A 21,896-nucleotide genomic window follows, 5' to 3' on the forward strand; every position below is an offset into this window, starting at 1 on the left:
TACCTCTGGAAAGGGAGAGATGGGAGAAGGAGTCGGAACGTCCGAATGGCTCGGAACGCGGTCACTTGCCGAAGGCCATCAATGTCTTCGTCTCCTTCTCCTCCGCGTCGTTGAGGCCGTTGATATGGGTAGTGGTGAGGAAGAACCGGCCGTCCGCGTAATCCGTCCGCGGCTCGTTGAAGCCCGACTCGATCTCGGCAGTCGACAGTGGGTGCTTCAGCACGACCTTCGGGGTGCCGCCCGTCCGCGCGATGGTCGCCACCGCACCACCCGCGCTGAACGTCGGGGCGACGTAGACCACGACGCTGCCGTTCTCCACGGTCACCGGCATCATCGTGCGATCGATTCCCACCGATGAACGCCACTTGGGCTTGCCGGTGTCCAGGCTGAAGGCGACAACCTCGTTGGTGCCGTTCGGCTCCGTGGCCAGGTAGAGGGTGGACGCGTCGGCGGCGACACCGGTGCACCACCCCTGGATATCGCCGCGGTAGGCGATGTACGCCGAACTGCTGCAGCGCGGCCGGAATTTGTCCTTGCCGACCTGTAGCTGCGAGCGCAGCCTTCCGCCGTCCGTCAGGGCGATGACGCGATATTCGATCTTCTCGCCGGACTCGTCGAGCTGGTGCTTGAGGGAGACGACCACCGGGCTGACCGAGTAGACCTTGTCGACTTCCCAGTCGGAGGGGAGCGCGTAGGTCCACCTGGCCTTGCCTGTGGCGGGGTCGACGTCCTGGATCTCCTGCTTGAAGTTCTCCGCCTGGCTGGTGGGGCAGCTCGTGGCGGCGATCAGCCTGGCGCCGCCCGCGAACCCGTAGGGCACACAACGGGAGGACGGCTTGCCGAAGAGCTGCCTGCCGTCGCTCAGGCTGAAGCCGTAGGAGATGTCCAGGCCCGTCATGCTGAGCGTGTTCCCGCTGACGGCGAGGATGTAGTCGGTAAAGCCCACGACACCCTTGGGCTTGGGGATGGGCTTCTTCCAACCCGCCTTGCCGGTGTTCGCATCGATCATCTGGAGATCGCTGCAGTCGGCCTTCTCCGTGGTGCCGTTCCTGACACCGATGACGATCTTTCCCTCGGCCGAAGCCTGGGGGGCGCCAAGGCACGCAGGAGTGCCCAGCTTCAGGCTCCACTTCTGGCTGCCGTCGGCCACCGAGTAGCCGGTGACGTCCCGGTACATGGCCTTGACGATCGTGTCCCCGACCACCCAGGGGCCGAAGACCTCGGCGCCGTTGCCGGGCACGTCGACGTCGTTCTGCGCCAGGAACAGAACCTTCGCCTCGCCGGGCCTGCGCCGGGCGTTGAGGTCCTCGACCCCGACGGTGCCCTGATCGGCGGAGTCCGAGCCGGACGGCTTGGGCTTGGCACTGCTCTTGCTGACGGCGGGCTTGTCGTCCTTGCCGTCACCGCTGAGCGCGAACCACGTTCCGCCTCCGATCACCAGCAGGCCCGCGATCGCAGCGCCGATGAGGGCTCCGGGCCTGCCCCTGAAGAAGCCACGGCCACCACCGCCGCCGGGCGGCGTCGGTCCACCGGGGTGCTGCGGCTGGGTCGGGTAGCCGCCGTACGGTCCGGGCGGCTGGTTGTACGGTCCGGGCTGCTGGTCGTACGGACCCGGTTGAGCGGGAGCCTGCTGCGGATAGCCGTAGCCGGGCTGCGTGGGCGGCGGCATCTGCGGCGGGTGGGCCGGCCTCGGCGGAAACCCCTGCGCGTCCCGAGAAACGCCAAAGCCACCCCACGGCTGTTGCTGGCCGGGCGGCTGAGTCATCGGTACTTCCCCCTTGGTGCGGCCCGCTGCCCGAGCCGTTCTCCCCGCTGTTTCACGTCGGTCGAGCGGGGCTTATTTCTATCATTCGGGGACGCACGAACGAGGGGCCGGTCCGCCCCTGTTCCCAAGGGAGGACCGGCCCGTGATGGGGTTGTTACGCGGTCTCCACGGCTTCCCCACGACGCCTCGGCCGGGTCGAGTTCGCTACGCGTCCTCGGCCAGTTCCAGCCAGCGCATCTCCAAGTCGTCCCGCTCGCCGATCAGTTCACGCAATTCCGCGTCCAGTTTCGCCACCTTCTCGAAGTCCGTGGCGTTATCGGCGATTTGGGCATGCAGATTGGTCTCCCGGTCGGAGACCTTGTTCAGCTGCCGCTCGATCTTCTGCAGTTCCTTCTTCGCCGCGCGCACATCCGCCGCCGACTTCTCGGATGTCTTGGCGGCCGGCGCGGGAGTCGGCGCCGGGGCGGCGGTCTCGATCATCCGCTGCCTGCGCTCCAGGTACTCGTCGATGCCGCGCGGCAGCATCCGCAGGGCCGCGTCGCCGAGCAGCGCGTACGTCTTGTCCGTCGTCCGCTCGATGAAGAAGCGGTCGTGGGAGATGACGACCATCGAACCCGGCCAGCCGTCGAGCAGGTCCTCCAGCTGCGTCAGCGTCTCGATGTCGAGGTCGTTGGTGGGCTCGTCGAGGAAGAGGACGTTCGGCTCGTCCATCAGCAGCCGCAGGATCTGGAGCCGGCGCCGCTCACCACCGGACAGATCGCCGACCGGCGTCCACTGCTTCTCCTTGGTGAAGCCGAACTGCTCGCACAGCTGGCCCGCGGTCATCTCCCGGCCCTTGCCGAGGTCGACCCGGTCACGCACCCGCTGGACGGCCTCCAGCACCCGCAGGTTCGGGTCGAGCTCGGCGACCTCCTGCGAGAGGTACGCCAGCTTCACGGTCTTGCCGACGACGATCTTCCCGGCCGCGGGCTGCTTGTCGCCCTGCGTACGCGCGGCCTCGGTGAGCGCCCGCAGCAGCGAAGTCTTGCCCGCGCCGTTCACACCGACCAGGCCGATACGGTCGCCCGGGCCGAGCTGCCAGGTCAGATGCGTCAGCAGCACCTTCGGTCCGGCCGTGACGGTCACGTTCTCCAGGTCGAAGACGGTCTTGCCGAGGCGGGCGTTGGCGAACTTCATCAGCTCGGAGGTGTCGCGCGGCGGCGGCACATCGGCGATCAGCTCGTTCGCGGCCTCGATGCGGTAGCGCGGCTTGGACGTACGGGCGGGGGCACCGCGCCGCAGCCAGGCCAGCTCCTTGCGCATCAGGTTCTGCCGCTTGGCCTCTTCCGTGGCCGCGATGCGATCGCGCTCGGCGCGCGCGAAGACGTAGTCGCTGTAGCCGCCCTCGTACTCGAAGACAGAGCCGCGCTGGACGTCCCACATCCGGGTGCAGACCTGGTCGAGGAACCAGCGGTCGTGGGTGACGCAGACGAGCGCCGAGCGGCGGGCCTGCAGATGCTTCGCCAGCCAGGCGATGCCCTCCACGTCGAGGTGGTTGGTGGGCTCGTCGAGGACGATCATGTCCTGCTCGGCGATCAGCAGCTTGGCGAGCGCGATCCGGCGGCGCTCACCGCCGGAGAGCGGCGCGATGACCGTGTCGAGGCCCTGCTCGAAGCCCGGCAGATGCAGATCGCCGAAGAGCCCGGTGAGGATGTCCCGGATCCGTGCGTTGCCCGCCCACTCGTGGTCGGCCATGTCGCCGATGACCTCGTGCCGGACGGTCGCCTCGGGGTCGAGGGAGTCGTGCTGCGTGAGCACACCGAGCCGCAGGCCGCCGCTCTGGGTGACGCGTCCGGTGTCGGGTTCCTCCAGCTTGGCGAGCATGCGGATGAGGGTCGTCTTGCCGTCGCCGTTACGGCCCACGACGCCGATGCGGTCCCCTTCGGAGACGCCGAGGGAGATTCCGTCGAGCAGGGCACGTGTTCCGTACACCTTGCTGACTGCCTCGACATTGACCAGGTTGACGGCCATTTCACTCCTGTACGGGGGGATGGATCGACGTCCCAGCCTAGTCGCCGCGGGGTGTGCGATAGCGTGCGGCGGTTGATCGGGAGCGGGGGCACGGGGTGGCTGAGACGTTGTGGGACCGGTTCGTGCGGCATCCCTGGCTGCCGCAGACGACCGGAGTGGCAGTGGTGGCCGCGATCGTGGCGGGCATCGTCCTCGTACGGATCGAACTGCGCGAGGACGACAATGCCGACCTCCTCGCGACGGCCTGCGCGGGAGTACTGCCGCAGCAGGCGCTGCGGGAGGTCCTTCCCGGCGACGAGCGGTGGCAGCTGCGGACCGACCGCGAGACGGTGGGCCGTCCCGGCTCACGCGTGCTGATGAAGTGCTCGCTCGGCCGGGGCGAGGAGCAGGGCATCGAAATCACGGCGGTGCCGGTCCTCGATGCACCGGTCCAGGGTGTCCGGCTCCGCGACCTTCTCGACTCGAACGACGGTGATCCTTACTGGGCCGGCGCCTATCAGGAGGCCGACGCCCACGTGACGGCCGAGTGTCCCAAGGGGCTGCCCGGCTATCCGCGGTCCGTGACCCGTTTCCGCGTCCACGCGTCGCTGCGCATCGGCGACGACGGAACGACGAGCAGCAATTCCGCGCTGAACGACGCGGTGGCCGCGGTTGCCAATCACGTCCGTACGAAGGGCGGCTGCGGTGGGGAGGCGGTCGACCCCGCTTGGGTACTGCCGCGAGGTGAAAGCAACAGCGACGACGACAGCGGGGACCCGGACGTGAACGCGCCGGACTGCCCGTGGTTCAAGCCGGAGCTGCTTGGCGACGGCTGGACCGCGAACCACAGCAACAGCCGCCAGGGCGGGGATCCCGCCTGGTCCCGAGCCTGCGCCGGCACCCTCGAACAGGCGGATGCCCCGTCGGAGCAGGAGCGCTTCGCGGCCGTCACGTCCGCGAGCTGGTGGGGCGCGGCGCTGCCCGAGGTCCGGATCGAGTACGGCGAAGAGCTCGCCGCAGCGAAGAGGAACACCCTGCCGCCGAAGGGCAAGCGGCGCAGCTATCCGGTCGCCGTGTGGGCGGAGGCAGTGTGCCCCGAAGGGACGTCACTGCACCGCGTGACCCTGGACAGCGTCACGCGAGGGTTCACCGCGGATCACATCGACGGTCTGCTGGACCGGTACCTGGATGCCGCGAAGTGCCACGACACCAAGGTCCTGGGGAAGGTGTGGAAGTGAGCGGGTTCTGGCGTCGGCGGAGCGTGCGCCTCACCGCCTGCTGGACGGCGGCAGCCGTCGTGATCGCGGGCTTCTTCTTCTGGCTGACGGGCGGCTACGACGCCTGGCGCAACGACCGGGCGCTCGACACCGTCTGCGACGGCGATGTGGCCGCCGAGCAGGTGCGGAAACTGTTCCCGGACGTCGAGCTGGAGTCCTGGGACACCGCGCGGTCGGGCGTGCGGCACTGCTACCTGCGGGCGGCCGACGAGGAGAAGGACGGGCGCGCCGCCGTCACTCTGGGCATCTGGCGGACGAGCGATTCCTCCGTGTCCTTCGAGGCGGGCCGCTTCTCGGCGCCGCTCGGGCACGGCTGGACCGGCTCGTTCAACTACGACCCCGATGTCCGGTCCGACGACCATGACGAGGCCAAGGCAACCCTGCTGCTCGACTGCGGCAAGGAGCCGCGGGACGGGCTGCTCGTAACAGTCGACGCCAGCCTCGGCCGGGGCGACTTCGACGAACCGGCGGCCCGCACCCGCCTCACCGCTGTGCTCACCGGGACTGCTGAGCGGTACGCGAAGCGGACCGGCTGCAAGGCCCCGATGGGCAAGCCCGTGAAGGACGTCGGGGTCGTCACTACGACGTGGGACTACAAGCCGCTGGCGAAGGCGTCCGGAAGCTGTGCGGGGATCGTCACACCCGCGGAGGCCCGGCGCTGGGGAGTGCAGACGGCGGTCGAGATCGCCGCCGCACCGGCGCCGATCGAGAGCTGCTCGCTCGGCGGGTTCAAGGCGTCGGGGCTGTACGACTTCAGGGCGTACTACGGCCCCTTCGCCGAGGAGGAGCTGTCCAAGGGGAGCTACGACTCGCGCGACGACGACAAGGCCGACTCCCCCGACGGCTCGTACGCACTCTCCGCCGAGTGCCGGGGCGCGCAGGGCACCGCGCTGTTCACGGTGGAATCCCTGCACGACGAGTGGGACCGCGGCCGGGCCGCGACGGTTGTCGACCACAAGGGCCTGCGGGCCGCACTGAAGCGGTTCGCGGAGCGGTCGGCGGCGTGGCACGGCTGCGGGAAGCCGGCCGCCCGCTAGGTCCTGTCCGGTCGATCAGGCCGGATCAGGGAGCGGCCCGCCGCGGAGCGGCTGATGTCACTCCGGTGCGTGCGTGGGGGCACCTCCCGTGCCCGAAGGGCTACGGGGGAGTGCCGTGCCAGGGCACGCGAGCCCGGCAAGATCGGCCGGACAGGGCCTAGGAGACGGCAGGCCGCCTGGTCCGGCGGCCCGCTCGTTCGACGAGGAGCCAGCCGGTCAGGGCCATGGCGACGGCGGCGGGCGCGGTGACGCGTACGGCGACGAGCATCGCGGTCCTGCCCTCCAGCATTCCGCCGAAGCCGACCATCGAGAGGCCGAGGACGCCGAAGAGGCACAGCGTGATGCCGAGCGCGGCGACCGGTCCGCCGGAGCCCGGGCCGGGCTTGGCGGACGCGGGCCGTTCGAAGGAGCGGAACGCGGCGACCAGAAACGCCGTGAGGACGAGCGCGGCAGCGATACGGACCGGGACCTGGGCCCACCAGGCCGCGGTGGCGGGCGCGGGCAGCGTGACGTCGAGGGCCAGCATCGCGCCGTACACCCCGAGCATGGCGGTGAGGTGCCACAGGAATGCGGTCATGGCGACCCCGTTGGCGGCGACGACACCGCGCCAGACCTTCGGGCGGGCTGCCAGCCGTGCGCCGGGCGCACGGAGCAGTTCCACCGCGCCGACGAGCCACAGCCCGTGGCACAGGAGCGCGAGGGTGGGCGGGGCCATGTTGGAGACCTTCTCGCCCGGCATCCCGACCATCGACAGCGGGTACGGCCCGAGCGCGACCAGCGCGGCGGCCCCGGTCAGACCGGCGGCGGCGAGGGCCGCGGGCATCCGTATGCGGCCGTCGGCGCGGAGGAAGCCGAGCTGGTGGACGGCGAGCCAGACGAAGGCGAAGTTCAGGAACTCCACGAAGGGCACGTGCCCGGCGAAGCGCGCCACGTCGACGAGGACGGCACCCGCGACGAGAGCGCCGAATGCGCCCCATCCGTAACGCTCATGGAGCTTCAGCAGCGGCGGGGTGAAGGCGACCATCGCGAGATAGATCCCGATGAACCACAGCGGCTGCGCGACGAGCCGCAGGGCGACACCGGGCAACCCGCCGTCTCCGCCGAGCAGTTGCAGCAGAAGGGCGGCCGCGCCCCAGACGAGGATGAACACGACGGTGGGCCGCAGCAGCCGCTGGAGTCGGGCCCGCAGAAAGACGGAGTAGACGGATCCGTCGGGCTGCCTGCGGCGCAGGGAGCGGTAGGAGAGGGCGTGCGAGAAGCCGCCGACGAAGAAGAACACCGGCATGACCTGGAGCACCCAGGTGAGGAGTTGCAGTCCGGGCACGACGGCGAGGAGATTGCCGACCTCGTCCCCGGTGACAACGGCCATCAGCCAGTGCCCGAGGACGACGGTCCCGAGCGAGGCGACCCGCAGCAGGTCCACATACCGGTCCCGCGCACCTGGCGTGGCGGCGGCGAGCTCACGAACGCTTGATCCCATGGGGGTACGGTGCCGCAGGGCTTCGGGGTCGCGTGAGCGCTCCCGTACTCAACCGGGATCTGAGTACTTACAGGACCGTCGCGCCCGCCGTCGGCGACGAAGCAACCCTCGCCGTGCGGCAGGTGCCCGACGCGAGGAGCGCGTCCGCCACCGAGCGCGCCGACTCCTCGTCCTTCGTCAGGAACGCCGTCGTCGGGCCCGAGCCCGAGACCAGAGCCGCCAGCGCGCCCGCCGCCGTCCCCGCCTCCAGCGTCGCCGACAGCGAAGGCCGCAGCGAAAGCGCCGCGGGCTGGAGGTCGTTCGCCAGCGCACCCGCCAAGGCAGTCGCGTCGCCCGTGCGCAGCGCGTCGAGCAGGGCCGGGGAGGCGACCGGGCCCGGGACCACGACGCCCTCGGTCAGACGGTCGAACTCGCCGTACACCGCCGGAGTCGACAGGCCGCCGTCCGCCACCGCGAACACCCAGTGGAACTCTCCGCCGACCTCCAGCTCCGTCAGCTGCTCGCCGCGGCCCGTGCCCAGCGCCGCGCCGCCCACCAGGCTGAAGGGGACGTCGCTGCCCAACTCGGCGCAGATGGCGAGCAGTTCGGAGCGGGACGAGCCGACGTCCCACAGAGTGTCGCAGGCCAGCAGGGCCGCCGCGCCGTCCGCGCTGCCGCCCGCCATGCCGCCCGCGACCGGGATGTCCTTCGCGATGTGGATGTGCACGTCCGGCGACAGGCCGTGCCGTGCCGCGAGCAGTTCCGCCGCGCGCGCCGCCAGGTTCGTACGGTCCAGGGGGACCTGGCCCGCGTCAGGACCCGAGCAGGTGATCGTCAGCGACGACGCCGGGCTCACCGTCACCTCGTCGTACAGCGAGACGGCGAGGAAGACATTGGCGAGGTCGTGGAAGCCGTCGGGGCGCGCGCCCCCCACTGCCAGCTGGACGTTGACCTTGGCAGGGACTCGTACCGTGACGCTCACGCCTTCGCCTCCGCGATCCGTGCGAACTCCTCGACCGTCAGGGACTCGCCCCGGGCCTGCGGGGAGACATCGGCGGCCACCAGGGCCGTCTCGGCCGCTGCCGGCGATCCCGCCCAGCCCGCAAGCGCCGCCCGCAGGGTCTTGCGCCGCTGCGCGAACGCCGCATCGACCACCGCGAACACCTCCGCCTTGGTGGCGGTGGTGTCGACCGGCTTGGACCGGCGCACCAGCGACACCAGTCCGCTGTCCACGTTCGGCGCGGGCCAGAAGACGTTCCGGCCGATCGACCCCGCCCGCTTCACCTCCGCGTACCAGTTCGCCTTCACGGAGGGGACGCCGTAGACCTTGTTGCCGGGTGACGCCGCGAGCCGGTCCGCGACCTCCGCCTGGACCATCACCAGCGTCCGCTCGATCGTCGGGAAGCGGTCCAGCATGTGCAGGAGCACCGGCACGGCGACGTTGTACGGGAGGTTCGCGACCAGCGCCGTGGGCTCCATGCCCGGCAGCTCCTGCACCAGCATCGCGTCGGAGTGGACCAGCGAGAAGCGCGTCGCACGCTCCGGCATCCGCGCCAGGATCGTCGACGGCAGCGCGCCCGCAAGCACATCGTCGATCTCGACGGCGACGACCCGGTCGGCCGCCTCGAGCAGTGCGAGGGTCAGCGACCCGAGCCCCGGGCCGACCTCGACGACCACGTCGTCCTCGCGGACCTCGGCGGTGCGGACGATCCTGCGGACCGTATTGGCGTCGATGACGAAGTTCTGGCCGCGCTGCTTGGTGGGGCGTACGCCCAGCGCTGCGGCCAGTTCACGGATGTCGGCGGGGCCGAGGAGTGCGTCGGGCTCAGTGGTGCTCACTGATACAGCCTACGGCCGCAGTGAGGCCACGGACTCGCCCCCCGCTGCACGAAGAGCTTCTTCGCCCGGTACGTCTGCTCCGATGCGGACGCGTCCTGCGGCCGCCCGCTGCCGCCCAGCGCGTGCCAGGTCCCGGTGTCGAACTGGTACAGCCCGCCGTAGTTCCCCGACGGATCGACCGCGCCAGGACGCCCGCCGGACTCGCAGTGCGCGAGCGAGCCCCAGTCCATCCCGTCCGCGCCCTGCACGGAGTTCGGCAGCGGCTTGGTGCCCACCTTCACCACCTGGGTGACCGGCTCCCGTACCACCTCCTCGGCGACCTTCTTCGGCTTCTGCCGCACCCCGTTGACCGTCCGCAGCGCGTACGTGACCCGGCGTGCGCCCGGCCTGCCCTGCCGTTCGACGACCTCCGTGCCCGCGAAGAGCGAGGAGTCGCGGGTCTTCTCGGTCGCGTACGCGATGGGCTCCTCGCGCACCTCCCGGGTGCCGGTGATCCGCATGACGGTCACGGTCTGACCGTCGCGCGGGAAACTGGAGGGCGGCACGGAGGTGGTGTCCTGGCCGTGCAGCGCGATCCCGGCCTCGTCGAGCGCCTCGCGTACGGTCGCCGCGTTCGTACGCATGGTCCGCTCGCGCCCGTCGGCCATGAACGTCACGGTCCGCTCGGTCCGTACGTCCAGGGCAAGCCCCTGGCGGGAGATCACCTGCGACCGGGACGCGGACAGATAGGCGCCCTCGGCCCGCACCCCGAGCTGGCGCAGCGCCCCGTCGACCGTGCGGGCCGTGGTCCACACGCGGTGGCGCTGCCCGTCCAGGGTGAGCGTGACGGGTCGCCCGTAGCGGACGACGATGTCGTCGCCGCTGGCGAGCGCGGAGCCGGGAGCGGGGGCGACGATGTCGTGGGCGCTGACGTCGAGCCCCTCGTCCTCCAGGAGCTCATCCACGTCGTCGGCGAAGGTGTGCATGGTGCGCGGCACGCCGTCGACGGTGAGGCGCACGGCCTTGTCGCTGGCGACGAAGGCGGACGTGCCGCCGGCCAGGAAGGCGACAACGAGTGCCTGCGGGACGAGGCGGCGCAGGGCGTCGGGCTTCTCGCCGGTCCTGCGCCGGCGAGCGGCTCGCCGGGCCTCGGCACGGCCGACCGCACCTTCCTCCTCGGGGGCGAGGGCCTGGCGGGGCAGGGTCGGCTCGGTGGGGGCGTACGCAAGATCCAATTGCGGTTGAGGAGCCGCGTCCGGGGCGGAGCCCCGGCCGGTGGGCACGGGTGCGCGGCGTCCGCCACGCGCGGCACGGTGACTGCCCTGCGAATTGCTCACGACGCTCCGTAGGTCCGGTCCGGTCCCGCTCGTTGGCGTTGCGGGCCGGGACACTAGCGGAGTCCGGTCACTCTCCAAAGCGATTCGACTACGCAGTGTCGCGACGCTACCCTGTGCGCCGTTATCCCTCAGTAATCAAAGGCGCCAGCCGTGTTGGCCGAGATCGCCGCGGCCAGCGTGTCCTCGTCGACCCCCCTCACCGCCGCCATCGCACGCACCGTGACCGGAATGAGATACGGCGCATTAGGCCGTCCGCGGTACGGCGCGGGCGTGAGGAAAGGCGCATCGGTCTCGACGAGTACGAGTTCGAGCGGGGCGACGGAGAGCGCGTCGCGCAGCGGCTGGGCGTTCTTGAAGGTCACATTGCCCGCGAAGGACATGAAGTAGCCCGCGGCCGCGCACACTTCGGCCATTTCCGCGTCACCGGAATAGCAGTGGAAGACGGTCCGCTCGGGAGCGCCCTCCTCGGCGAGGATCCGCAGCACATCGGCGTGGGCGTCGCGATCGTGGATGACGAGGGCTTTGCCGTGCCGTTTGGCGATCTCGATGTGGGCCCGGAAGGAGCGCTCCTGGGCCGCGATGCCGTCGGCTCCCGTACGGAAGTGGTCCAGGCCGGTCTCGCCGACGGCCTTCACGTGGTCAAGGGCGGCGAGCCGGTCGATCTCGGCGAGCGCGTCGTCGAGGGCGATGTCGCCGCCGCCCTCGCGGGCTCCCTGGCGCGACCACCCGTCGGGGTCGCCGAGCACGATCCGCGGAGCCTCGTTGGGGTGCAGCGCGACCGCGGCGTGCACACTGTCGTGCGCCGCGGCCGTCTCCGCCGCCCAGCGCGAGCCCTTGATGTCGCAGCCCACCTGCACAACGGTCGTCACGCCGACCGCCGCCGCCCTGGCCAGCGCCTCTTCGACCGTGCCCTCCTGCATGTCCAGGTGGGTGTGCGAATCGGCGACCGGCACCCCGAGGGGGTCGGGCAGCGGCGGCGGGGCTGACTTCGAACTCATGGGCGCGATCCTACGAGGCTCGCGCCCGGGACCTCACTTGCGGTGGAAGGGGTGCAGGAGATCGGAAAGGTGCCAGTGATGGGGCTCGCCCGGTTCGGACTGTCCGGGCTGCCCGAGTTCTGCGGACTCCCCGGCGTTGACCGGCTCGGCCTTTTCCGGCTTCTTGGGCTTCTTGGCCGGCACGGGCTCTCCGTGGGGCGCGCTCGGCAGCGGCCCTGCGATCGAAACGGACTGCCCGATGAGGTTGTGCATCGATGAGACCTGTCCCGCCCGCATGATCCGTACGACATGTCCGCCGCAGTTCATGCACGTCGGGCTCGAGAGTGGGGACGGCACCCTCAGACCGCCGGCCTTGTAGACAACGTATTCCTGGCCCGCGCCGTCGACGTGGTGCTCTATCTCGTACGCCTGCTCCCAGCCGTGCCCGCAGCGCATGCAGGCAAAGGCGTATGCCTCGTGGACCTTGGCGGCGCCTGTGATCTCACTCATGCCAGCTCCTCTCCACTGATCCAGTGGACGCCCATCGGGGCGGGAGCGCATCAGCGCCTGTCGATTAATGGTGTGGTCTTTGGTATTCCCATGCAGAAAGGCCCAGGACGCGGTCTGCGCTTTGCCTTTTACGATAGTCCTTTACCGTCGGCGGGGACCGGCCGATCCGCATTCTTTGCCGCGACGACGGCATCGAAGACCTCACGCTTGGGAAGTCCCGCTTCGGCGGCGACGGCGGCGATGGCCTCCTTGCGCCGCTCCCCCGCCTCCTCGCGCACGCGCACCCTGCGCACCAGCTCAGCGGGGTCGAGCTCACCCGGTCCGGCCTCCGGCGCGCCCTCGACGACGACGGTGATCTCGCCGCGTACGCCCTCGGCCGCCCAGGCAGCAAGCTCGCCGAGGCCGCCGCGCTTGACCTCCTCGTACGTCTTGGTCAGCTCGCGGCACACGGCGGCCCGGCGCTCGGCGCCGAACACCTCGGCCATTGCGGCGAGTGTGTCGTCCAGCCGGTGCGGGGCCTCGAAATAGACCAGGGTCCGCCGCTCGTCCGCGACCTCGCGCAGCCTGCCGAGCCGTTCGCCCGCCTTGCGCGGCAGAAAGCCCTCGAAGCAGAAACGGTCCACGGGCAGCCCGGACAGCGCGAGCGCGGTCAGCACGGCGGACGGTCCCGGCACGGCCGTGACCTTGATGTCCTTCTCGACAGCGGCGGCCACCAGCCGGTAGCCGGGGTCGGAGACGGAGGGCATCCCGGCGTCGGTGACCAGGAGCACCCGGGCGCCGCCCACGAGCGCCTCGACCAGCTCCGGCGTACGCGCGGACTCATTGCCCTCGAAGTACGAAACGACCCGCCCCCGGGTGTGCACACCGAGCGCCTTGGTCAGTCTGCGCAGCCGCCGGGTGTCCTCCGCGGCGACGATGTCGGCGCCCTCCAGCTCGGCGGCGAGCCGGGGCGGCGCGTCCGCCACATCACCGATGGGGGTCCCTGCGAGTACCAGCGTTCCTGTCACATACGCCATCCTCGCAGGACCGGACGCACGACTCGCACAGTCACGTTCCCTACGATGGCGCGGTGACCAGTACCGCGCCACAGACCCTTCAGGGCAAGGACGCCGATCAGCAGCCCCCCGGCTGGCAGCAGCGGCTGCGCAGATTCGGCTATGCGCCCCGGCCGGTGATCGGGCTGCGTGAGCGCCTGGTGCCGCCCTACACGCGCCCCTCCGAGCGGCTGTGGCCGGTGTTCGGGATTCCTCCGGCGGTCGTGAACCCGCTGCTGCGGATGGCTGCTTGGGGCGGACCGCTGCTGGTGGCGCTGGTCGCGGGCGTGCTGCGGTTCTGGAATCTCGGCAAGCCCGATGCGGTGATATTCGACGAGACGTACTACGCCAAGGACGCCTGGGCCCTGATCAACCAGGGGTACGAGGGGAGCTGGCCGAAGGACGTCGACAAGCGGATCCTGATCGATCCCTCCAGCGTCCCGGTCCCCACCGACCCCGGCTATGTGGTGCATCCGCCGGTCGGCAAGTGGGTCATCGGCATCGGCGAGAAGATCATCGACTTCACGCCCTTCGGCTGGCGGTTCATGGTCGCCGTGCTCGGCACACTGTCGGTGCTGATGCTCTGCCGGATCGGCAGGCGCCTGTTCCGCTCGACGTTCCTGGGCTGCCTGGCGGGCACGCTGCTCGCCGTGGACGGGCTGCACTTCGTGATGAGCCGCACCGCGCTGCTCGACCTGGTGCTGATGTTTTTCGTGCTGGCCGCGTTCGGCTGTCTGCTGATCGACCGGGACTGGGCGCGCAGAAAACTCGCGGCGGCGCTGCCGACGGACGAGGAGGGCGTGCTGCGGCCCGACGCCACGGTCGCGGAGACACTGCGCCTCGGCTGGCGGCCCTGGCGGCTGACGGCGGGCCTGATGCTGGGCCTGGCCGCGGGCACCAAGTGGAACGGCCTGTATGTGATGGTCGCGTTCGGCCTGCTGACGGTCCTGTGGGACGTGGGCGCACGCCGGACCGCGGGCGCGGTGCAGCCGTACCGGGCGGTGCTCAGGAAGGACCTCGTGCCGGCCTTCGTCTCGACGGTGCCGGTCGCGATCGCCGCGTACATCGCGTCCTGGACCGGCTGGATCGTCACCGACAAGGGCTACTTCAGGGACTGGGCCCAGAAGGACGGCAAGGGCGGCAGCTGGACCTGGCTGCCCGACTGGCTGCGCAGTCTGTGGCACTACGAGAACGAGGTCTACGAGTTCCACGTCAATCTGACCTCCGGCCACACCTACCAGTCCAATCCCTGGAGCTGGATCGTGCTGGGCCGCCCGGTCTCGTACTACTACGAGGACCCGAAGGCGGGCACGCAGGGCTGCCCGGCGGACGCGGCGGACAAGTGCGCCAGCGAGGTCCTGGCGCTCGGCACACCGCTGCTGTGGTGGGCGGCCTGCTTCGCGATCTGCTACATCCTGTGGCGCTGGTTCTTCCGCCGCGACTGGCGCGCGGGCGCGATCGCCTGCGCGATCGCGGCGGGCTGGGTGCCCTGGTTCTTCTACCAGGAGCGCACGATCTTCCTGTTCTACGCGGTCGTGTTCGTGCCGTTCCTGTGCCTGGCGGTCGCGATGATGATCGGCGCGATGCTGGGCCCACCGGGCTCGGACGAACGCAGGCGGACGATCGGGGCGATCGGCGCGGGTGTGCTGGTGCTGCTGATCATCTGGAACTTCATCTACTTCTATCCGCTGTACACGGGCAGGCCGATCCCGGTGGAGGACTGGCGCAACCGGATGTGGCTGGACAGCTGGGTCTAGCAGCAACGAGGCGGGAACGTCTCCCACAAGTGTCGTGTCCACCGTGGTCGTTGTTGGCCCTCGTTGGTCATCGTGGGCCGCCGTCGGACGGCCCAGGGGCGAGCGCCTTGCGCGCCTGTCCGAGGTTCCGACTCAGGTCACTGGATTCCGGTGGCTCTGGTCACCATGCGTTGATGACCGGCGCGTCGGGTTCGTGCTGCCGCCAGGCCTCGTTGAGGCGCGTGAGCCGGTCCGCGGCGGCGATGCCGCGCAGGGACGCGACCTTGCCGTCGCTGACTTCGAACGCCACGGCGCCCACGACCCGGTCGTCGACCACGGCGAGGACGGCGGGGGAGCCGTTGACCCGCGCGATATGGATCGCGGGCGAGCCGCCTGCCAGCCGCCGCTTCGCCGGCGTGGGCTTGAAGCCGGCCCGCACGTAGGAGGCGACGCGCTCGCGCGTCTTGTACCGCAGCAGCCGCCTGGCCAGTCCGGCGCCGTCCGAGACCGCCGTCACGTCGTCGGTGAGCAGCGCCACCAGCCGTTCGGTGCGCCCCGAAGTGGCGGCGGCGAGGAACTCCTCGACGATCCGGCGCGCGGACGCGGGGTCCACCTCGTCGCCGCCGCGGCGCTCGGCGGTAACCCGACGTCGGGCCCGGTGGACATGCTGCTGGCTCGCGGACTCGGTGATGTCGAGGATCCCGGCGATCTCTGCGTGGCTGTACGAGAAGGCCTCACGCAGGACGTAAGCGGCCCGCTCGACCGGCGAGAGGCGCTCCATGAGGGTCAGTACGGCCAAGGACACCGATTCGCGCTGCTCGAAGGTGTCGGCCGGGCCGAGCATCGGGTCACCCTCGAGGAGTGGCTCGGGCAGCCAGGCACCGGCCGCACGCTCGTGGCGCGCCTGCGCCGAGCGGAGCCGGTCGAGGCAGAGATTGGTGACGACCTTGGTCAGCCACGCCTCCGGCACCTCGACCCGTTCGCGGTCTGCCGCCTGCCAGCGCAGGAACGTGTCCTGCACTGCGTCCTCGGCGTCGGCGGCCGAGCCGAGCAGACGGTACGCGAGCGAGGCCAGCCGGCCCCGGCTGGCCTCGAACCGATCGATGGCTGCGCTGTCCATGCCGAACAGCCTAGGCGGCGACCCTCACACCGGACCGGTCAGGCGCGGTGGCCAGGCGGCGCTTGCGCTTCGGCATGCCGAAGGTCGGGTGGGCGATGCCCCACCCGGCCCCCTTGAGCACGCCCGACTTGAGCCGCGCGGCGGTCCGGCCGCCCAGGTACCAGGACTTCGACCGGACGTCCCCGTCCACCATCTGGAAGATCGCGTCCCGCCGCCCGAGGCTGATGTGGTTGCCGTGGTACTTCAGCCCGGTGGTCGGGACCTCGCTGCCCGTCAGGCGCGCGATGATCGCGGCGGTCGCCTGCATGTTGGTGAAGCCGGCCGAGGCGCAGGACATCGGCAGCGGCCGGCCGTTCTCGCCGATCGCATAGGCGCAGTCACCGGCGGCGTAGACGTCCGGGTGCGAGACCGAGCGCATGGTGCGGTCGACGACGATCTGGCCGGTCTCGGCGACCTCCAGGCCGCTGGCGGCCGCGATGAGGTGCACGGCGAACCCGGCCGACCACACAGTCACGTCGGCCGGGATGGACGTACCGTCGGCGGCGATCGCCCGCGTCGGCTCGACGGCTTCGATTCCGGTGTGCTCGTGGACGGTGATGCCGAGCCGGTCGAAGGCCTGGCGCAGGTGACGGCGGGCCTTCGGGGAGAGCCAGGCGCCCAGCTCGCCGCGGGCGGCGAGTGCGACCGAGAGGTCGGGCCGCGACTCGGCGAACTCGGTGGCGGTCTCGATGCCGGTCAGCCCCTCACCGACGACCAGCACGGTGCCGCCCTCGCCCAGGTTGTCCAGGCACTCGCGCAGTCGCAGCGCCGAGGACCGGCCGGTCACATCGAAGGCGTACTCGGCCACGCCGGGGACGCCATGGTGGGCGACGGAGCTGCCGAGCGCGTAGAGAAGCGTGTCGTACGCGAGCTCGCCGTCGCCGTCCTCGCCGGTCACGGCGACGGTCCTGCGCTCGGGGTCGACGCCGGTGACGCGCGCCAGGCGCAGCCGCACCCCGGTGCCCGCGAATACGTCGGCGAGCTTGCGGACCGCAAGGTCCTGGCCGATCGCGAGCTGGTGGAGCCGCATCCGCTCGACGAAGTCGGGCACGGCGTTGACGACGGTGATCTCGGTGTCGGCGGGGGAGAGCCGGCGGGCCAGGTTTCCGGCGGCGAAGGCCCCGGCGTATCCGGCGCCGAGGACGACGATGCGGTGCTTCATGGCGTTGCTCCTGTCTCGTTCGCGTGCCCCTTGAACGAGACGGCGCCCCGATTGCTGACAGGAGCCGGGTGTGACGCGGGTCACCGAACCGACACGAGCGGCTGAGCTTCCGACAGGCGCTTGGGCCTGTCTTGGGCAGTCGAAACGGGGCGATGGCCAACTACGGATCGAGATGGCCAACTAGGGCGCGTATCGAGCGGTGATCAATCTGCGGGATTCCCCCTCGGGGCGGGGCCTGGACCGGTAGACGTTCTTGCGTGACGCGAGTGCAGTTGTCGGCGCGGTGGACTGGACTGTGGTGTGCGTGGACTCCACCACCGTGCGGGCTACCAGCACGCGGCCGGCGCCCGAAGGGGGCAGGACTGGCCGGGCGGGGCGATCGGGCGCTCCCGGTGCGGACCCTTGGAGCACCCCCGCACAGGAGCTGCCCGTAGGGCAGGTGGTGGCATCGCCTGCTGCGGTCGCAGTCGACCTGTGCTCGATGTAGTGGGCCCTCACCTTTGTGAGCAATCTGGGGTCATCGGCCTCCTCGGTCGGGTCGGCGAGTAGGTGGCAAGTGGTCTGGAGAATCGTGCGACTGGCGGGGACGGGGCGCCACCTGGTGTGCGGGGGCAGCTCTACACTCACAGCGTCCCAGCTGAACAACTGTCAAAGGAAGCAACTACCTTGCGTAAAGCACGAATAGCCACTGTCCTCGGTGGTATCGCCGCCGCGACCTTGCTCACGATCAGCAACGCCTCGGCCATCAACTTCGAGATCGACGAGGCCGACGCCACGCCGTATGACGGGAGTGTTCCGTCCGCCATGGCGTGCGCCCACAACTCGGTGGGGAAGGGCTGCTTCCGCGAGGTCGGGGACTGGTTCGAGATCGTCGACGAGAAGAAGGACGGGCACGCGACCCTCGTTGCCTGGCGCAGCGTCTTCCCCGAGAGCCAGGCGACCGTTCGGCAAGGAACCATCTGGAACACCGCTGGCTTCCAGACGTATCGATACCAGAACAAGGACCTCCACGAGGGATACATCCTCGAGCTCCGGGTCTGCGCCGGCGAGTGGCACAACAAGCATGTCATCGACAGCACCTGCAGCCCATGGACGACGACCAAATCCTGAAACCACCCACGGCAAGCCGCGGGCCCTCGGCCCGCGGACCATCCGACAATTGTGCTTGAAGGATGGCTGTGCAGTCCGAGCGGCGATCACGCTGCGGCCTGCACCCAACCACCATGCCGTCAGCAGTAAACGTGGTGCGGTGCAGTTCGACGACCCACTCTCCGGGCGTCAGCTGAAGGAGCTTCGCCTCATCCGTCGTGGGTACGCGTGCGAAGAGCTGCTCCTTCTTCTACCCGCTATATACGGGCAGGCCGACCCCGGTGGAGAACTGGCGCAACAGGATGTGGCGGGACAGCTGGGTCTGAGCGTCGCGGTCCGATAACGACCGACTCACCCGTCACTCCTGTCCCGTAGAGTGCACCCGACGCGGGTCGTTGAACACGTTCAAGGACCCGAGCTCCTGGGGAGGGGACCGCAGCAATGCGCAGTGGAGCGAAAGTGGCCGCCGTCGGCGGCGTGTTCATCGTGGTCGCCGGTGGCGTGGGCTACGGCGGCTACAACCTGTACAACGGGCTGACCGGCCATGGCGATGGCGGATCCGACACCAAGTCGGCCTCCGCGCCCAAGAAGACCGGGCCGCCCAGTGCCGAGGAGATCGACCAGGCCGCCAAGGACTTTCTGGCAGCGTGGGCGAGCGGCAATGCACCCGAGGCCGCCCAGCTCACCAACAACGCCGCCGAGGCCCAGCCGCTGCTCGCCGGGTATCGCGACCAGGCGCATGTCTCGGCTGCCGTGATCACGCCGGGTGCGGCGGTCGGCGCGAAGGTGCCGTTCACCGTCAAGGCGACGGTCACGTACGAGGGGCAGAGCAAGCCCTGGTCGTACGCCTCCGAGCTGACCGTCGTGCGCGGGCTGACCACCGGGCGGGCGCTGGTCGACTGGGCGCCGACCGTGGTGCACCCCAAGCTGACGAAGGACGCCACGCTCCGGACGGACCAGGCCTCGGCCCCGCCGATCAAGGCCGTGGACCGCAAGGGGCGGGAGCTGACGAAGGAGAAGTACCCCTCGCTCGGGCCCGTGCTGGACTCGCTGCGCAAGAAGTACGGCGAGGCCGCGGGCGGCACGGCGGGCATCGAGCTGGTCGTCGCGTCCACCAACGAGTCCACGCCCGACCAGACCCTGCTGACCCTGACCAAGGGCACGGAGGGCCGGCTGCCTACGACTCTGGACGCGGATGTGCAGGCTGCGGCGGAGAAGGCCGTGAAGCAGTACGGGCAGGCCTCGGTCGTGGCTGTCAAGCCCAGTACGGGTGAGATCCGGGCTGTCGCCAACAGCCCCGCCGACGGCTACAACACGGCGATGATGGGCGCCCAGGCGCCCGGCTCGACGATGAAGATCGTGAGCGCGACGATGCTGATGGACAACGGTGTCGTGCAGGGACCCGGCACGAAGGTGGAGTGTCCGCCGACGGTCAAATGGGAGGGCGTGACGTTCGAGAATCTCAAGAAGTTCGAGATCAAGAACGGCACCCTCAAGGACAGCTTCCGCCGTTCCTGCAACACCGCTTTCATCAAGGCGGTCAAGCCGCTGAACAAGAAGGGGATCGCCGGTACGGCACTGGGCGCGACGGCCCGCAAGTACTTCGGCATCGGTCTCGACTGGCAGACGGGCGTGGTCTCCGTCGACGGCAGCGTGCCGGAGTCGTCCGGTGCGGAGACCGCCGCCTCGTACATCGGGCAGGGCAAGGTCACCATGAACCCGCTCAACATGGCCTCCATCACGGCCACCGCCAAGAGCGGCGCGTTCCACCAGCCGGTGATCGTCCCGCAGTCCCTCGACGACCGTGAACTGGCGCAGGCCCAGGCGCTGCCCGGCTCCATCGCCCAGGCCCTGCGCGAGATGATGCGCGCCACCGCGCAGTACGGCACGGGCGCGGCCGCCATGTCCTCCGTCGGCGGCGACAAGGGTGCCAAGACCGGCTCGGCGGAGGTCGACGGTCAGGGCAAGTCCAACAGCTGGTTCACCGGGTACGCCGACGATCTGGCCGCGGCCGCGGAGGTCCAGTCCGGCGGGCACGGCGGCGACGCGGCGGGTCCGGTGGTCGCCCAGGTGCTGCGGGCCCGCTGAGCCGGGCCGAAAGCCGCTCGCATGGCCCGTACAGCTACCGCTAGCGTGCGGGCCATGAGCACTCAAGACACCGACGCCCACCCCCGTTTCGCCGAGGCGCTGCGCGAACTGGGGCTCGAGGTCCCGGTCCGCCGTTTCCCCGACGCCACCCGCACCGCCGCCGAGGCCGCCGCCGCGATCGGCTGCGACGTCAGCGAGATCGTCAAGTCGCTGATCTTCGAGGCGGACGGGGTGCCGGTGCTGGTCCTGATGGACGGCTCCTCGCGCGTCGACGTCGAGCGTGTACGGCAGGAGCTGGGCGCCGGATCCGTCAAGCGCGCGAACGCCGATCTGGTCCGGGAGACGACCGGCTACGCGATCGGCGGCGTGCCGCCCTTCGGGCATGCCACCAGGACCCGGGTGCTGGCCGACCGCGGGCTGCTCGACCACGACGTGGTGTGGGCGGCGGCCGGGACCCCGCACACGGTGTTCCCGCTCGACCCCAAGACGCTGATCGCGCACGCGGGCGGCTCGCTGGTGGACGTCCGCGAGCGCACGGCGTGACTCTTGTCGTTGCCGTCGCGGTCCTCATAGCCGCCGTTACGCACGCCAGTTGGAACGCCATCGCGCACACCATCAAGGACCAGATGGTCGCGTTCACGCTGATCGCCGGCGGCGGCACGGTGATCGGGGCCGCGCTCGCCTGCTTCTCGCCACTGCCCCACGCGGGCGCCTGGCCGTACCTCATCGCCTCCGCGCTGCTCCACATCGGCTATCAGGTGCTGCTCATGCGCTCGTTCAGCCTGGGTGACTTCGGCCAGATGTATCCGATCGCACGCGGTACGGCGCCGCTGGTGGTGACCGTGCTCGCGGCGCTGTTCGTCGGCGAGAGCCTCAACTCCTGGCAGCTGGCGGGCGTTGTCATCGCATCGGCGGGCCTGGTGGGCGTGGCCCTGTGGGGCATCAGGGGCTCGGGCGCCCAACCGCACTGGCCGGCGCTGCTGGCCGCGCTGGCGACCGGTCTGTCCATCGCCGCGTACACGGTCGTGGACGGCGTCGGCGTACGCGCCTCGGGCACGCCGCTCGGCTATATCGCCTGGCTGATGATCCTGGAGGGGCGCTGATCCCCGCGTACACGTTCTACGTCCACCGGGGCGGGCTGCTCGCACAGTTGCGCCCGTACGCGGCCCGCGGGCTGCTCGGCGCGGCCCTGTCGATCGCGGCGTACGGGCTGGTCCTGTGGGCGCAGACCCGCGCCCCGCTGGCGCCGGTCGCGGCGCTGCGCGAATCGTCGATCATCGTGGGGGCGGCCATCGGTGCGCTGTTCTTCAAGGAACGCTTCGGCGGCCCGAGGATCGCGGCGGCGGGGCTGATGGTGGTGGGGATCGGCCTGATGCTGCGGGCAAGCTGAATTTCGTCACCGCAGTCAGGCCTACGGCATCGGGCAATTCCTTCCTCTCGGCAGCGCGAGATGGTTGCC

At 70.3% G+C, this 21,896-nt stretch carries 17 protein-coding genes and 3 pseudogenes; 8 read left to right on the forward strand and 12 right to left on the reverse strand.

Annotated features, from left to right (window positions below; all coding sequences use genetic code 11):
* Nucleotides 1-61: 61 nt before the first annotated feature.
* Together ABZS64_RS02875 and ABZS64_RS02880 are read right to left on the reverse strand one after the other, a co-directional pair.
* Entirely contained in the window at nt 62-1,669 is a 1,608-nt protein-coding gene (locus tag ABZS64_RS02875) for a PQQ-binding-like beta-propeller repeat protein (RefSeq protein ID WP_355822395.1), read from the reverse strand.
* A 300-nt stretch (nt 1,670-1,969) separates the two neighbouring features.
* Nucleotides 1,970-3,775: an ABC-F family ATP-binding cassette domain-containing protein gene (locus tag ABZS64_RS02880; protein WP_355822397.1), complete on the reverse strand. Its 1,806-nt coding sequence runs from the start codon at nt 3,773-3,775 to the stop codon at nt 1,970-1,972.
* Nucleotides 3,776-3,870: 95 nt separating this feature from the next.
* On the opposite strand from ABZS64_RS02880, the gene ABZS64_RS02885 reads away from it, so the two are divergent.
* Both ABZS64_RS02885 and ABZS64_RS02890 read left to right on the forward strand, forming a co-directional pair.
* Entirely contained in the window at nt 3,871-4,992 is a 1,122-nt protein-coding gene (locus ABZS64_RS02885) for a hypothetical protein (protein ID WP_355822399.1), read from the forward strand.
* Complete coding sequence (locus tag ABZS64_RS02890) at nt 4,989-6,068, forward strand: hypothetical protein (protein WP_355822401.1); 1,080 nt, start codon at nt 4,989-4,991, stop codon at nt 6,066-6,068. Before ABZS64_RS02885 ends, ABZS64_RS02890 begins: the two co-directional genes overlap by 4 nt.
* Nucleotides 6,069-6,225: 157 nt before the next feature.
* Here the strand turns inward: ABZS64_RS02890 and ABZS64_RS02895 are convergent, their stop codons facing one another.
* The 7 genes from ABZS64_RS02895 to rsmI form a co-directional block, all read right to left on the reverse strand.
* A complete protein-coding gene (locus ABZS64_RS02895; protein WP_355822403.1) occupies nt 6,226-7,548 on the reverse strand; it encodes an acyltransferase in 1,323 nt (440 codons plus the stop codon).
* A gap of 67 nt (nt 7,549-7,615) precedes the next feature.
* Nucleotides 7,616-8,509 (reverse strand): 4-(cytidine 5'-diphospho)-2-C-methyl-D-erythritol kinase, encoded by an 894-nt coding sequence (locus ABZS64_RS02900; protein WP_355822405.1) that lies wholly within the window; start codon nt 8,507-8,509, stop codon nt 7,616-7,618.
* Nucleotides 8,506-9,366, reverse strand: a complete 861-nt coding sequence (gene rsmA, locus ABZS64_RS02905) for a 16S rRNA (adenine(1518)-N(6)/adenine(1519)-N(6))-dimethyltransferase RsmA (RefSeq protein ID WP_355822407.1) — start codon at nt 9,364-9,366, stop codon at nt 8,506-8,508. The genes ABZS64_RS02900 and rsmA overlap by 4 nt, the downstream gene beginning before the upstream one ends.
* Entirely contained in the window at nt 9,363-10,547 is a 1,185-nt protein-coding gene (locus ABZS64_RS02910; protein WP_355822781.1) for a ubiquitin-like domain-containing protein, read from the reverse strand. Before ABZS64_RS02910 ends, rsmA begins: the two co-directional genes overlap by 4 nt.
* Nucleotides 10,548-10,810: 263 nt before the next feature.
* Nucleotides 10,811-11,680, reverse strand: coding sequence for a TatD family hydrolase (locus ABZS64_RS02915; RefSeq protein ID WP_355822409.1), 870 nt, complete (start codon nt 11,678-11,680; stop codon nt 10,811-10,813).
* A 33-nt stretch (nt 11,681-11,713) separates the two neighbouring features.
* A complete protein-coding gene (locus ABZS64_RS02920; protein ID WP_355822411.1) occupies nt 11,714-12,169 on the reverse strand; it encodes a hypothetical protein in 456 nt (151 codons plus the stop codon).
* Between the two features lie 128 nt (nt 12,170-12,297).
* Nucleotides 12,298-13,185 carry a 16S rRNA (cytidine(1402)-2'-O)-methyltransferase gene (gene rsmI, locus ABZS64_RS02925; RefSeq protein ID WP_355822413.1) on the reverse strand — a complete coding sequence of 296 codons (888 nt, stop codon included), beginning with the start codon at nt 13,183-13,185 and terminating at the stop codon, nt 12,298-12,300.
* 53 nt (nt 13,186-13,238) lie between these two features.
* On the opposite strand from rsmI, the gene ABZS64_RS02930 reads away from it, so the two are divergent.
* The gene (locus tag ABZS64_RS02930) at nt 13,239-14,960 is read left to right on the forward strand and encodes a phospholipid carrier-dependent glycosyltransferase (RefSeq protein ID WP_355822415.1); all 1,722 of its coding nucleotides are present in this window, start codon (nt 13,239-13,241) and stop codon (nt 14,958-14,960) included.
* Between the two features lie 160 nt (nt 14,961-15,120).
* On the opposite strand, the gene ABZS64_RS02935 is transcribed toward ABZS64_RS02930, so the two are convergent.
* Complete coding sequence (locus ABZS64_RS02935; protein ID WP_355822417.1) at nt 15,121-16,059, reverse strand: sigma-70 family RNA polymerase sigma factor; 939 nt, start codon at nt 16,057-16,059, stop codon at nt 15,121-15,123.
* Nucleotides 16,060-16,069: 10 nt separating this feature from the next.
* Nucleotides 16,070-17,260 carry an FAD-dependent oxidoreductase gene (locus ABZS64_RS02940; RefSeq protein ID WP_355822419.1) on the reverse strand — a complete coding sequence of 397 codons (1,191 nt, stop codon included), beginning with the start codon at nt 17,258-17,260 and terminating at the stop codon, nt 16,070-16,072.
* A gap of 277 nt (nt 17,261-17,537) precedes the next feature.
* On the opposite strand from ABZS64_RS02940, the pseudogene ABZS64_RS02945 reads away from it, so the two are divergent.
* Together ABZS64_RS02945 and ABZS64_RS02950 are read left to right on the forward strand one after the other, a co-directional pair.
* Nucleotides 17,538-17,659, forward strand: a pseudogene (locus ABZS64_RS02945) (IS5/IS1182 family transposase); the annotation flags it as partial.
* 267 nt (nt 17,660-17,926) lie between these two features.
* Entirely contained in the window at nt 17,927-18,370 is a 444-nt protein-coding gene (locus ABZS64_RS02950) for a hypothetical protein (protein ID WP_355822421.1), read from the forward strand.
* A gap of 106 nt (nt 18,371-18,476) precedes the next feature.
* Here the strand turns inward: ABZS64_RS02950 and ABZS64_RS02955 are convergent.
* Nucleotides 18,477-18,596: pseudogene (locus ABZS64_RS02955) on the reverse strand (UTRA domain-containing protein); the annotation flags it as partial.
* Between the two features lie 194 nt (nt 18,597-18,790).
* On the opposite strand from ABZS64_RS02955, the gene ABZS64_RS02960 reads away from it, so the two are divergent.
* From ABZS64_RS02960 to ABZS64_RS02970, 3 genes and pseudogenes are all read left to right on the forward strand, one after another.
* Nucleotides 18,791-20,437 (forward strand): penicillin-binding transpeptidase domain-containing protein, encoded by a 1,647-nt coding sequence (locus tag ABZS64_RS02960; protein WP_355822423.1) that lies wholly within the window; start codon nt 18,791-18,793, stop codon nt 20,435-20,437.
* A gap of 54 nt (nt 20,438-20,491) precedes the next feature.
* Complete coding sequence (locus tag ABZS64_RS02965) at nt 20,492-20,980, forward strand: YbaK/EbsC family protein (RefSeq protein ID WP_355822425.1); 489 nt, start codon at nt 20,492-20,494, stop codon at nt 20,978-20,980.
* A pseudogene (locus ABZS64_RS02970) lies at nt 20,977-21,827 on the forward strand (DMT family transporter). Before ABZS64_RS02965 ends, ABZS64_RS02970 begins: the two are co-directional and overlap by 4 nt.
* The last annotated feature ends 69 nt before the right edge of the window (nt 21,828-21,896 follow it).

The sequence above is a fragment of the Streptomyces sp. NPDC005408 genome, assembly GCF_040606445.1.
GTDB lineage: Bacteria > Actinomycetota > Actinomycetes > Streptomycetales > Streptomycetaceae > Streptomyces.

What these genes read in the sequence shown, in the direction of transcription:
- ABZS64_RS02965 (WP_355822425.1), top strand. Translation starts at nt 20,492, where the DNA reads ATGAGCACTCAAGACACCGACGCCCACCCCCGTTTCGCCGAGGCGCTG.
- ABZS64_RS02880 (WP_355822397.1), bottom strand. Translation starts at nt 3,775, where the DNA reads ATGGCCGTCAACCTGGTCAATGTCGAGGCAGTCAGCAAGGTGTACGGA.
- ABZS64_RS02895 (WP_355822403.1), bottom strand. Translation starts at nt 7,548, where the DNA reads ATGGGATCAAGCGTTCGTGAGCTCGCCGCCGCCACGCCAGGTGCGCGG.
- rsmI (WP_355822413.1), bottom strand. Translation starts at nt 13,185, where the DNA reads ATGGCGTATGTGACAGGAACGCTGGTACTCGCAGGGACCCCCATCGGT.
- ABZS64_RS02915 (WP_355822409.1), bottom strand. Translation starts at nt 11,680, where the DNA reads ATGAGTTCGAAGTCAGCCCCGCCGCCGCTGCCCGACCCCCTCGGGGTG.
- ABZS64_RS02960 (WP_355822423.1), top strand. Translation starts at nt 18,791, where the DNA reads ATGCGCAGTGGAGCGAAAGTGGCCGCCGTCGGCGGCGTGTTCATCGTG.
- ABZS64_RS02940 (WP_355822419.1), bottom strand. Translation starts at nt 17,260, where the DNA reads ATGAAGCACCGCATCGTCGTCCTCGGCGCCGGATACGCCGGGGCCTTC.
- ABZS64_RS02935 (WP_355822417.1), bottom strand. Translation starts at nt 16,059, where the DNA reads ATGGACAGCGCAGCCATCGATCGGTTCGAGGCCAGCCGGGGCCGGCTG.
- ABZS64_RS02920 (WP_355822411.1), bottom strand. Translation starts at nt 12,169, where the DNA reads ATGAGTGAGATCACAGGCGCCGCCAAGGTCCACGAGGCATACGCCTTT.
- ABZS64_RS02875 (WP_355822395.1), bottom strand. Translation starts at nt 1,669, where the DNA reads ATGCCGCCGCCCACGCAGCCCGGCTACGGCTATCCGCAGCAGGCTCCC.